This is a genomic window from Sorangium sp. So ce426, from assembly GCF_051475585.1.
Taxonomy (GTDB): Bacteria; Myxococcota_A; Polyangia; order Polyangiales; family Polyangiaceae; genus Sorangium; species Sorangium cellulosum_B.
In genome coordinates this window covers 3,581,663-3,594,950 of sequence record NZ_CP150341.1, presented here as the reverse complement: position 1 = coordinate 3,594,950, position 13,288 = coordinate 3,581,663, and the positions used below count along the sequence as shown (strand labels likewise).

The following is a 13,288-nucleotide window of genomic DNA, read 5'->3' as shown; positions in this document are numbered from 1 at the left end:
CCGCGATGCCGCGATGCCACCGATGCCGCGGGGCTCAGTCGTCAAAGAGCGAGTTCAGCTCGTCCTGAGCGAGGGCGACCTCCGGGAAGTCCGAGGGAGTGACGCCTCCGGCGTCCTCACTCACGCAATGCCGGATCAGCTCTTGCAGCCAGTGAATGTATCGCTCCGCCAGGAGCTCGATCTGCCTCGTGTCGTGGATGGCCGCGCTGAAGGTCCATTCCAGCAAGAGGCGCCCGCCCGCCACCATGCCGTTGACCTCCAGCCATCGGTCACGGGCATTTCCTCCGCCCCTCGACGTCCCCGTGGACTCCGAGGCCGGTCGAAACATCCCGCCCGCTCCGAGCACCTGATCGAACTGTCCGAGGTAGTTGAAGCTGACCCGCGGCTCGGGACCGGTGGCCAGATCGCTCCCTTTCTCGCTCAGGTAACGCAGCACCCCATACCCGATGCCCTTGTTCGGCACCTGCCGCAGCTGTTCCTTGATGCTCTTGATCGAGGCGTCCAGGCCGCCTCGATCCGGCGTCAGCCGGACCGGATATACCGAGGTGAACCACCCCACGGTCCGCGTGACGTCCAGGCCCTCGAACAGATCCTCCCTCCCGTGCCCTTCGAGCTCGATGAGCACGCTCTCCTCGGCGGACCACTCGCACAGCGTGTACGCCAGCGCGGTCAGCAAGAGGTCGTTCACCTGCGTCCGGTACGCGTGAGGGGCCTGGGTCAAGAGCCGCGCCGTCTCGGCGGCGTCGAGCTCCACGGTCGTCGTGCGAGCCAGGGCCACCAGGTTCTCCCCTCTCGGGTTCATCGCCGGCAGCTCGGCCGGCGCCTGTCCCACCACGCCTCGCCAGTACTCCAGCTCCCGATCGAAGCCGCCGCGCTCCGCGTGCTCCTCCAGCACCCGGGACCAGCGCCGGAACGAGCTGCTCTTGACCGGCAGACGAGCGGGCACGCCGGACAGGAGCCCCTCGTACACCACCTGGAGGTCCTCCAGCAGGATTCTCCATGAAACGCCGTCGACGATCATGTGGTGAATCACCAGGAGCAGGCGTCCCGGGCGCGCAGCTCCGAGATCCATGTACACGGCCCGCAACAGCGGCCCTTCCTCCAGATGGAGGCTGCGCTGCGCTTCATTCGCCGTGCGCGTGATCGCCGCGGCGACGTCCGGCTCGCCGCTCAGGTCCACGCGCCAGCACGTCTCCGGCTGGTTCGATTCGCTGTACCACTGCTTCCAGCGGCCTCCTTCCAGTCGATACCGAAGCCGCAGCGCGTCGTGGTGCTCGACGATCTGGTCGAGCGCTCTTTTCAGCAGGTCGACGTCGAAGCGCCCGTGGATCTCCAGCAGCACCGACTGGTTCCAGTGGTGCATCTCGGCCAGCTGCTGCTCGAAGAACCAGCCTTGGATGGGCGTGAGGCCGACCTCTCCCGACGCGTGATCCTGCTCGACGCTCGCCGGCGCCATCGCCCCCGCTACCGCGGCCAGCGCCTCGAGCGTCTGGTGCTGGAACAGATCCTTCGGCGTGATGCGGATACCGATGTTCCGCGCCTTGCCCACCACCATGAGGGCCACGATCGAGTCGCCGCCGAGCTCGAAGAAGTTGTCGTGGAGGCCAACCCTCTCGATGTGGAGAGCCTCTCGCCAGATCGCCGCGAGCGCCGCCTCGATCTCGCCACGAGCTTCGATATAAGGCTTCTGCACATGGGTCAGATCGGGCGCCGGCAGCGCCTTGCGATCGACCTTGCCGTTCGGTGTCCGCGGGAGCCTCTCCAGCAGGACAAAGAAGCTCGGCACCATGTACTCCGGCACCGCCGCCTTCAGCTGCGCGCGGAGCGCCTCGCGGAGGCGCGCCTCGTCTTCCGTCCCCGGAGACGCGAGGCTCGGCTGCTTCGGGACGACGTACGCCACGAGCCGCTTCTCCGCGGGCGTGTCCTCCCGGAGGACGACCACCGCATCCTCGACCTCATCCGCCTGAAGCAGCCGGGCTTCGATCTCTCCGGGCTCGACGCGGTAGCCTCGGATCTTGACCTGATGATCCTTCCGGCCAACGTACTCGATCACGCCGTCTGGCCTGTAGCGCGCCAGATCCCCGGTTCGGTACATCCGCTGTCCGGGGGTGTCGCTGAAGGGGTTTGCGACGTACGACTCCGCGGTCCGCGCCGCGTCCTGCAGGTAGCCGCGTCCGACGCCGACGCCCGCCACGCAGAGCTCGCCCGTCACGCCCGCCGGCACCAGATCGAGGTGCTGATCGACGATGTACAGCTCGGTGCCGTCCACGGGGAAGCCGACGGCCACATACGGCGTCTTCTCCTCCGGAGCGCCACGCAGGGTATACAGCGCGACGTCATCCGAGCATTCCGCCGGACCGTAGGCGTTGACCAGCGGCACCCCTCGGTACTGGTCGAACCACATCTCGGCCACCTCGACCGGAAGGGCCTCTCCCGTCGGGAGCAGCCAGCGGAGCGGGAGCCGCGCCGCGCTCGGCAGAGATCCGCTGGACAGCGCGCTCCGGATCAGACCCGGGACGCTCTCCAGCACCGTGATTCCGCGCCGGGTCACGTAGTCGAACAACGCCACGCCGTCATGCGCAACGTCGTCAGGCACGATCTCGACGCGCGCGCCGCAGAGCGGCCCCGTGAGGAACTGCCATACAGAGATGTCGAAGCACTGTGACGCCGTCTGCGCGATCACGTCTCGCTCCCCCAGGTCGAGGTACGGGACCTTGCTCAGCTGGTTGTTCAACATGCCGCGCTGCTCCACCATGACGCCCTTGGGCCTCCCGGTGGACCCAGAGGTGTAGATGACATAGGCGAGGTTCGCCGGTCCGCTGTAGATTCCCGGGTCATGCTCGGGCAGCGCCATCCGGCGCATCGACTCCAGGAACATCACCTTGGGGAGGTCGTCCCCTGAGGCGGACGACAATGCTTCTTGCAAGAGGAGCCGGAAGGATTCGGTCGCCAGCACCACGCGCGGGCGGCCGGACTCCAGGATCTGGCGGACGCGCTGAGCTGGATGGCGTGGGTCCAGCGGAAGGTACCCGGCCCCTGCCTTGAGCGTCCCGAGGATCATGCTGAGCAGATCGACGCTCCGGTCGTCCAGGATCGCCACCACGTCGTCCAGGCCCACCCCCTCGCCGATCAGCGCGTGCGCGACGCGGTTGCTGGCGATGTTCAGCTCGGAGAACGTCAGCGCTCGCGCGCCGTCCGCAGCGGCCACCCGGTCAGGGTGCCGAGCGACCCGCTCCTCGAACAGGCTCGCGTAGGACGTCCACGCGCGACGCTCCTGGCGAGCAGCAGCGCCGTCGCGCGTCGCTCTCCCCTTCCGGATCAGCGCCGTACGCTCCGCGTCGCTCAGCAGCGGAAGCCGGCCGATCCTCTCCTCTGGAACGGAGGTGATCGACTCGAGCAGCACCCTCCAGTGCTCCGCCATCCGCTCGATCGTCCCGCGCTCGAACAGGTCCGTGCTGTATGTGAACGACGCGTACAGCCTGTCCCCCTCTTCCGCCGTGTCCAGGGACATGTCGAATTGCGTCGTGCCGCCCTTGAGCTCGAGCGCCTCCATCCTGAGCTCATCCAGCTCACCGAGGGCCTCGTACGATCGCCGCTCGTGATTGTGCATCACCTGGAACAGAGGTGTGCGGCTCAAGCTCCTCTCCGGGTTGAGCGCCTCGACGAGCTTCTCGAACGGCACGTCCTGATGCGCCTGCGCTCCGAGCACGGCGTCCTTCACCCTCTCCAGCGCGTCTTCAAAGCTCAGGCCTGCGTCGAGGTGGGTTCGAAGCACATGCGTATTGACGAAGACCCCGATCAGCGGCTCCACCTCCAGGTGGTTGCGGTTCGCGTTCGGCACGCCGACGCGGATCTCCTCCTCCGCTGAGTACCGATGGAGGAGCACCTTGAACGCCGCGAGGAGCACCATGAACAGCGTGGCGCCCCGCTCCTGCGCCAGCGCCCTCAGCCGTCCGGAGAGCTCGGTGGAGAGCTCGAAGCTGTGCTTCGCGCCGCGGTAGCTCTGCGCCGAGGGCCTCGGGTGATCCGCCGGCAGCGAGAGCACCGGGTGCTCGGTCCCGAGCCGCTCCTTCCAGTACGCGAGCTGCCCTGCGAGCTCCCCTGACTCGAACCGTCGACGCTGCCATGACGCGTAGTCGACATACTGTACCGGCAAGCTCGACAACGCCGGCGACCGGCCCTCGCTGTACGCACGATACAGCGTGACGAAATCCTTGACCAGGATGCTCATCGACCAGCCGTCGGACACGATATGGTGCATCGTCACGAGCAGCACATGCTCGCTGTCCGAGAGCTCCAGCAACGTCACCCGAAGCAGCTCGTCTCGCTCGAGGTCGAACGGCCGAGAGGCCTCCTCTTCGGCCAGCTCGCGCGCGCGCCGCTCGCGCTCTGCGCCCGGGAGCCCGCGGAGGTCCACCCTGGGGATGGCCAGCCGAGCGGCATCGCGGATCACCTGGTAGCCCTGTCCGTCCTCCTGCCCGAACGTCGTGCGCAGCGCCTCGTGACGCTCGACCAGCGCAGCGAAGGTGTCCGCCAGGGCCTCCGGGTTCACCCCTCCCACGAGCTTCACGGCGAACGGCACGTTGTACGCCGCGCTCTCCGGCTCCAGTTGCCACAGGAACCACAGTCGCTGCTGTGCATAAGAGAGCGGCTGGCGCTGCCCTCGGTCCACACGAACGAGGGTCGAGCGAGGGCCCTTCGCGCCGAGAGCGACAGCCTCCTCGACGCGCCCGGCGAACTCGACCAGAGTCCGTCCCTCGAACAGCGCCCGCAGCGGCAGCTCCACCTCGAGGGCGCTCCTGACCCGCGAGATCACCTGAGTCGCCAGCAGCGAATGCCCTCCCAGCTCGAAGAAGTCATCGTGGATGCCCGCGCTCTCCACGCCGAGCACCTCGGACCAGATCTCGGCCAGCTTCCGTTCGAGCTCGCTCCTCGGCGCGACGTAGCTCCTCTGCACCTGGTCCCCTTGAGGCAGGGGCAACGCCGCGCGATCCACCTTCCCGTTCGAGGTCAGCGGTAGCTCATCCAGGAGCACATACGCGGCCGGCACCATGTACTCCGGGAGCGCCGCGAGGAGCGCCGCGCGGAGCCTGTCACGGAAGCCCCGGGCCTCCTCGGCCGCCGCGGACGAGAGGCCAGCCTGCGCCGGGACCACGTACGCCACGAGCCGCTTCTCTCCCCCGTCGCCCTCACGCCCGAGGACAACGGCTCGCTTCACCCCGCTCTGCTCGGCGAGCCGCGCCTCGATCTCCCCGAGCTCGATCCTGTACCCGCGAATCTTGACCTGATGATCGATTCGCCCGATGTACTCGACGGCGCCATCCGCTCGGTACTTCGCCAGATCTCCTGTCCGGTACAGGCGCTCGCCGGGCGCCTCGCAGAACGGGTTCGGCACGAAGCGCTCCGCCGTGAGCTCCGGCCGGTTCAGGTATCCACGCGCCAACCCGGCTCCTCCGACATAGAGCTCACCCACGACGCCGGCCGGGACTGGCTTGAGCTCCGCGTCGAGCAGGTACCAGGTGAGGTCCCCGATCGGCCGGCCGATCGGGCTCACGGAGGCGCCCCGCGCGTCCTGCGCGGTCAAGGGTCGATAGGTCACATGGACCGTCGTCTCCGTGATGCCGTACATGTTGACGAGCTGCGGTGACCGGTCCCCGAAGCGCGCGAACCACGGGCCCAGGCTGCCCACCTCCAGCGCTTCACCGCCGAACACGACGTAGCGCAGCGGCGGTCTCGGCGCGGCGTCCCCCCGCAGCTCCGCCACGTGCATGAGCTGGCGGAACGCCGATGGCGTCTGGTTCAGCACGGTCACGCCTTCCCGACACAAGAGCTGATAGAACTCGTCTGCCGAGCGACTCGTGTAATAGGGGACGACGACCAGCTTCCCGCCGTGGAGCAGCGCCCCGAAGATCTCCCACACCGAAAAGTCGAAGGCGTACGAATGAAACAGCGTCCACACGTCGGAGGCGTTGAAGCGGAACGACGCCTCCGTCACCTCGAACAACCGCAGCACGTTGTGGTGGGAGAGCAGCGCCCCCTTCGGCCTGCCGGTGGAGCCCGACGTGTAGATGCAATAGGCGAGGTTCTCCGGGTGGGTCGAGGTCTCCAGATCCTCTCCGCTGTAGCCCTCGATCTCGCGGACGTCGCGGTCCAGGCACCAGACCGCGCTGTCCCCCTCCGGGAGCCTCCCGAGGAGCGCGGCCTGCGTCAGGACCACCCGGGGTCGCGCGTCGCTCACCATGTACGCGAGCCGCTCAGGCGGATAATCCGGATCGAGCGGCAGATACGCGCCGCCAGCCTTCAGGATCGCCAGCAGGCCGATGACCATCTCGATCGAGCGCTCCACGCAGATGCCCACGAGGACATCCGGCCCCACCCCGAGCTCTCGCAGCTTGCTCGCCAGCCGGTTTGCTCGCGCGTTCAGCTCGGCGTACGTCAGGGCGTCGCCGTCGCACGACACCGCCGTAGCTGCCGGAGTGCGCCCAGCCTGCTCCTCGATCAGCTGGTGCAGGCAGCGCTGGGCTGACATGGGTCGGAGCTCCGCGTCCGCGGCGCCCTTCGCCAGCATGGCTCGGGGCTCTGCCGGGACCTCGTTCCGCGCCCCGTTCCACATCTCGAGCACGTCCGAGCGCTCCGACGCGTCGAGCAGGGGCAGCCGACCGACGCGCGCGTCCGGGTTCGACACGATGGCCCCGAGCAGGTTCATCCAGTGCCGCGCCATCCGGTCGATCGTCGCGCCGTCGAACAGGTCGGTGCTGTACGTCAGCGACGCGTGCAGCCCAGACTCGTCCTCTTCTGTCGCGAGCGTCAGATCGAACTGGGTCGTCCCGCCGCCGAGATCCACGTCCTCGATCCGAAGGCCTGCCGGCGTGTCCAGCGGCGTCCGTCTCGCTCGCTGATGATTGAACATCACCTGGAACAGCGGGTTGTGGCTCATGCTCCGCTGCGGGTTCAGCGCCTCGACCAGGTGCTCGAACGGGAGATCCTGGTTCATCTGAGCCTCGAGCGCCGCCGCCCTCACGGCGTCCAGCATCTCCCCGAAGCTCATGCTCCACCGGACATCCGATCGCAGCACCTGCGTGTTGACGAAGAGGCCGACGACCCGCTCCACCTCCACCGCGGCACGGTTCGCGATGGGCACCCCCACCCGAATCTCGTTCTGTCCGGAGTAACGATACAAGAGCACCTTGAACGCAGCCAGCAGCACCACGAACAAGGTCGCTTGCTTCGCGTGCGCGAGGTCCCTCAAGCGGCGCAGCAAGACCGGGTCGACCTCGAACCGACAAGTCGCACCTCGATGGCTCTGGAAGGCCGGTCGCGGGCGATCCGACGGCAGCTCCAGCATCGGATGCTGCGTTCCGAGCTGTGCTTCCCAGTACGCGAGCTGACGCCGGAGCTCTCCCGATTCCAACCACGCTCGCTGCCACACGGCGTAGTCTGCGACCTGGATCGGAAGGCTCGGCAGCTCCGGCTCGACCCCCTCGCTCACGGACCTGTACAGGCGCGCAAACTCCTCCACGAGCACGTTCATCGACCACGCGTCCGACACGATGTGGTGCATCGTCACCACGAGCACGTGCTCCTGATCCGCGAGCCTCAGCACCTTGACGCGCAGGAGGGAGCCGGCGGGGAGATCGAACGGGCGACCGATCTCCTCCTTCGCCTGCTCGCGAGCTCGGTTCTCTCGGTCGCTCTCCGCGACGCCGCGAAGATCCACGACCACCACCTCGACGTTGCCGGCGTCGACGACCTCCTGGTAGCCCTGCCCCGCCTCTTGCTCGAACCTCGTACGGAGCGCCTCGTGCCGCGCGACCAGGGTAGAGAACGTCCTTGTCAGCGCGTCCAGCTTCCAGTCTCCCCGGAGCCGCACGACCCTCGCGATGTTGTACGCCGCGCTCTCCGGCGAAAGCTGCCAGAGGAACCACAGCCGCTGCTGCGCGTAGGAGAGCGGCAACCGTCGATCACGGCCCACGGGGCGGAGCGGCGGCCTCCGGCTCTTCACGCCCTCTCGCTGCGCCTGCTCGACCCGAGCGGCGAGCTCGACGACCGTCCTCGCCTCGAACAGGGCCCGCAGCGGCAACTCCACGTCGAGCTGCTTTCGCACGCGCGACACCACCTGGGCGACCAGGAGCGAGTGGCCCCCGAGCTCGAAGAAGCTGTCGCGGACGCCGATGCGCTCGACGCCGAGCACCTCGGACCAGATCTCGAGGAGGCGCTTTTCCAGCTCGCTCCTCGGCGCAACGTAGTCCTTCTGCACCTGGCTCTCCCTGGGCAGAGGCAGCGCGTTGCGGTTCACCTTGCCGTTCGCCGTCAGCGGGAGCTCCGCCAGCAGCACATAAACGGACGGCACCATGTACTCGGGCAGCGCCGCCTTCAGCGCCTGGTGGAGCTCCTCGCGGAAGCGCCGCGGCGCTTCGCCGGTCTCCGACTCCAGGCCGGCCAGCGCCGGCACCACATACGCGACAAGCCGCTTCGTTCCGGGTGCGTCCTCGCGCGCGACCGCCACGGCCGCGCGCACCCCGTCCTGCTCCAGGAGCCGTGCCTCGATCTCTCCGAGCTCGATGCGGTGCCCTCGGATCTTGACCTGATGGTCGCACCTGCCGATGTACTCGATGCACCCGTCCGGGCGATACCTCACGAGGTCCCCTGTCCGGTACAACCTCTCGCCGGCCACCCCGCCGAACGGGTTCGGAACGAAGCGCACGGCCGTCAGCTCAGGGTGATGGAGATAGCCTCGAGCCAGCCCATCTCCGCCGATGTAGAGCTCTCCCACCACGCCCACGGGCGCCGGACTCATCCTCTCGTCCAGCACGAACATCGTCGTGTTCCCGATAGGACGCCCGAGGAGCGGCTCGGGGCGATCGCTGTCGAGCGCGTGGCGCGACGACCAGATCGTCGTCTCCGTGGGGCCGTACAGGTTCCAGACGCGGCCCGCGTGCTGGATCAACCTGCCCGCCAGATCCGCCGGCAGAGCCTCTCCTCCGCACAGCACCTTGCATCTCGGCATCGCGCCGAACCCCGGCGATTGGCTCAACATCCGCCACGTCGCGGGCGTCGCCTGCATGACCGTGATGCCCTCCCTCCCCACGTGCTCCAGGAGCGCCTCGGCGTCCGATGCCGCCTCTCGCCCGACCAGAACCACGCGCGCTCCCACGAGGAGCGGCAGGTACAGCTCCAGCCCCGCGATGTCGAACGACAGCGAGGTCAGACCCAGGACCCGATCGCTGGCATCGAGACCGGGGCTCTCCCTTATCGTGCTCAGGAAGTTGACGACGGAGCGGTGGCAGACGACGACCCCCTTCGGCCTGCCGGTGGAGCCTGAAGTATAGATGCAGTACGCCAGATCTTCCGGGTGTGTCAGGCTCGGCAGGTCGCCCGTCCCGAGGCCATCCGCCTCGATCCAGTCACGGTCGAGGCACCACACCACGCCCTGCGTGCTGGGCGCCCTCTCCAGCAATCGCTCCTGCGTCAAGAGCACCGTCGGCTGCGCGTCGCGCACCATGTAGGCGAGGCGCTCCGCCGGATACTCTGGATCCAGCGGCACATAACCGCCGCCCGCCTTCAAGATCCCGAGAAGCCCGATCATCATCTCGAGGGACCGCTCAACGAACATGCCGACCAGCACGCCCGGCCCGACGCCGAGCGCGCGCAGCCTCCGCGCCACCTGATTGGCCCTCGCGTTCAGCGCCGCGTAGCTCAGGAGCTCGCCCTCGTACGACGCCGCGATGGCCTCCGGCGTGCGCCTCACCTGCTGCTCGATCAGCTCGTGCAGGCAACGATCCGCTGGATACTCCATTCGCGTCGCGTTGGTCCCCTCGAGGACCTTCCGCTCGACCTCGCTGGCGATCGAGATGTCTTCAACGCGCTTGTCGGAGCCGTCCGCCAGCTGCTCCAGCGCCCCCTGCAGGTGCCGGAGGAGCGCCTCCGCTTCCTCCCCGCCGAGGATCTCACGATGATACGAGAGCCGGATCCGGAAGCGACTGCCCGGGAACACCTCGATCGTCACCGGGTAATTGGTGTGGGTCCGGCTTCTGACGCTCTCCAGCGCGAAGGCAGCCGCCCCCTCGGCGGCCTCCGCGTCGATCGGCGCGTTCTCGAAGACGAGGAGACTGTGAAACAGAGATGTCCCACGCACCGCGCTGCACAACCGGATATCCGTGAGCGGCAGGTACTCGAACGGACGGATCTGCGCGTTCTTCTGAAAGACTTCACGAATCCAGGATGAAATGTCCTTCCTCCGGTCCACCCGGACACGGAGAGGGATACTGTGAATGAATAGCCCGACGATGGCTTCCACCCCGTCCAGATCCGCCGGGCGTCCGGCGACCGTCACGCCGAACACGACGTCATCCAGACCGGAGTGGCGGGAGAGCACCAGCGCCCAGGCGGCCTGAACGAGGGTGTTCGGCGTCAGCCCCCAGCGCTTCGACGACGCCAGGATCCGCGCCGTCGACTCTTCAGTCAAGTGGACGTGACAGTCGCCGACCTGTCGATTCGACAGCTCGCCTTCGTCCGACACGGTGGTGAAGGGGAGCGGCGTGGGGTACTGCAGACCCTCCAGCTCCTGTCTCCAGAACGCGCGCGCTTCGTCGGCGTCCCTTCGCATCAGCCATTCCACGTACGCCCTGAAGCGCGGCACGGACGGCAGCTTCGGCTCTCGTCCCTCGACGATGGCCTGATAACAGGCGGCGAAATCACGCAGCACGAGCGAGCTGCACCACGCATCCACCAGGATGTGATGGTAGCTGCTCGTGATGTACATCTCGCTCTCGCTCACGTGGATGAGCCGCATCCTGAACAGCTGTGGCTTCGACAGGTCGAAGCCCAGCCTCAGCTCGTCCTCGAGGATCCTGTCGAGCGCCTCGGCCCGCTCTTCGTCCCCGAGCGTCCTCCAGTCCAAGCACTCGGACCACGCGCTCACGTCTCCGTACACGATCTGAACCGATCCGATGCCTTCATGAAGAACGAACGCCGTGCGCAGGATCGGATGCCGCTGCACGACGCGGCTCCAGGCCTCGACGAACGCGCTCGGGTCGAGCGGCCTCTTGACCCGATAGACGTTCTGCATGTGGTAGACGCCGGACCCGGCGCTCAGCAGGGAGTGCATCATCAGGCCCTGCTGCATGGGCGTCATCGGGTAGATGTCCTCCACGTTCCGGAGATCGATCCCGATGGAATCGATGGCGGCCTGAGGCGCGCGCAGCAGCGGGAAATCCGATGACGTCGCTCCTCCGAGCTGGACCGTGGCGCAGTGCTCCAGGATCGTCTGCAAATGATGAAGCCAGAGATCCGCGAGGGACTTCACATGCGCGTCCTCATGAATCGCCGAGCTATAGACGAAGTCGATCCTGAGCTGCCCATCATGGATCAAGGCCTCGACGGCCAGCCAGGTGCGCCGCGCGCTCTCGGGGTCCCGGGGCCGAGCAGCGGGCTCCTTCGCTATACGGAACAGCGCATCGCCCTCGAAGAGGTGTTCGAACCGTCCGAGGTAGTTGAACGTGACCTGCGGGTTGGCGCCTTCCGCGAGCGTCCTCCCGCCGGCGCTCAGGAAGCGCAGCACCCCGTAGCCGAATCCCTTGTTCGGAACGCTCCTCAGCTGCTCCTTGATGCCCTTGATGGATCGGCCGAGATCGCCGCTCTCTGGCGTCAACCGGACGGGATACAGGGTCGTGAACCAGCCGACGGTGCGGGTGACGTCGATCCCCTCGAAGAGATCCTCTCTGCCGTGGCCCTCCAGCTCGATGAGCACGCTGTCTCGTCGACCCCACTCGCAGAGCGCGTGCGACAGCGCTGTGAGCAGCAGGTCATTGACCTGGGTGCGATAGGCGCGTGTGGCCTCCGAGAGCAGCCGATGCGTGTCGGATTCATCCAGCTCGACGCTGACCACCCTCGCCGAGCCCACGCTGTTTATCCCCCGTGGGTTCGCGGCTGGCAGGCTCGGCTCCGTCCCTTGGACCACGCGCTGCCAGTACGCCAGCTCCTCTCCGATCGTCTCACGCCGGGCGTGCCTGGCCACCGCCTGCGACCACTGCTTGAACGAGCTGGTCTTCTCGGGCAGCACCACCTCATCGCCGGCCTTCAGCTGCTGGTACGCCGTTCGCAGATCTTCCAGGAGGACTCGCCAGGACACGCCGTCGACCACCAGGTGATGGATGGTCAGCAGCAGTCGGCCCGGCTGCCCTCCGAGATCCATGTACACGGCTCGCAGCAGCGGCCCCTTCGCCAGATCGAGGCTGCGCTGCGCGGCCTCCACCGCGCGTCCGATCGCCGCCGCGACATCGGTTTCGGCGCTCAGATCGACACGACGAGCGAAGACCGGCTGTGCCCCCGTGCCATAGCGCTGCTTCCACTGGCCTCCCTCCCTGCGGTAGCGCAGCCTGAGCGCGTCGTGGTGAACGGCGAGCCGCTGGAGCGCGCTCTCCAAGAGCGCGACATCCAGATCACCCCGCACTTCCAGCAGCAGCGACTGGTTCCAGTGATGCGGCGCCGGGATCTCCTGCTCGAAGAACCACCTCTGGATAGGCGTCAGCTCCACGTCCCCTGCCGCGCTCTCGCCCGAGCCCTCGCGCGCGGCGCGCGCGGTGACGAGAGGCGTCGCGACCCTCGCCGCCTCGGCGACCGTCTGATGTTCAAACAGCTGCTTCGGTGTGAGCTTGATCCCGACCTTCCTCGCGCGAGAGACGGCCTGGAGCGCCAGGATGGAGTCCCCCCCGAGCTTGAAGAAGCTGTCGTGGATGCCGACGCGCTCGACCTTCAGGAGCTCACGCCAGATCTGGACGAGCTTCTCCTCCAGCTCGTTCCGCGGCAGCACGACCTGCGTCTCCACGTTCCCCGGGGCGGGCAGCGCCCGCTGGTCCAGCTTGCCGTTCGCCGTCAGCGGGAAGCTCTCCAGCCAGACGTATTCGGCAGGCACCATGTGCTCCGGCAGCCGCGCTTCAAGCGCCGCCCGAAGCGCGTCGCTGTCCCGATATCCATCCTTCCCGATGACGTACGCCACGAGCCGCGCGTTCCCCGCCTGACCTTCGCGCACGAGCACATGCGCGTCCGCCACCGCGGACGACGCCGAGAGCAGCGCCGCGCGCACCTCCCCGAGCTCGACGCGGTAGCCGCGCACCTTCACCTGATTGTCGGCGCGCCCCAGGAACTCGATGCTCCCATCCTCGAGCGTGCGCGCTCGGTCCCCCGTCCGGTACAGCCTCTCTCCACGGCTGCCGTACGGGTTCGGCACGAAGCGCTCCGCCGTCAGCTCCGCGCGGTTCAGGTACCCGCGCGCCAGGCCGGCGCCCCC

At 67.7% G+C, this 13,288-nt stretch carries 1 protein-coding gene (only partly in view); it reads right to left on the bottom strand.

The window, feature by feature from the left end:
- Positions 1–34 precede the first annotated feature (34 nt).
- Positions 35–13,288, bottom strand: partial view of a non-ribosomal peptide synthase/polyketide synthase gene (locus WMF44_RS13585; protein WP_437299547.1) — the 3' portion only. 2,571 nt of this gene lie beyond the right edge of the window; only the last 13,254 of its 15,825 coding nucleotides appear in the window; the start codon falls outside the window, past its right edge; the stop codon is at positions 35–37.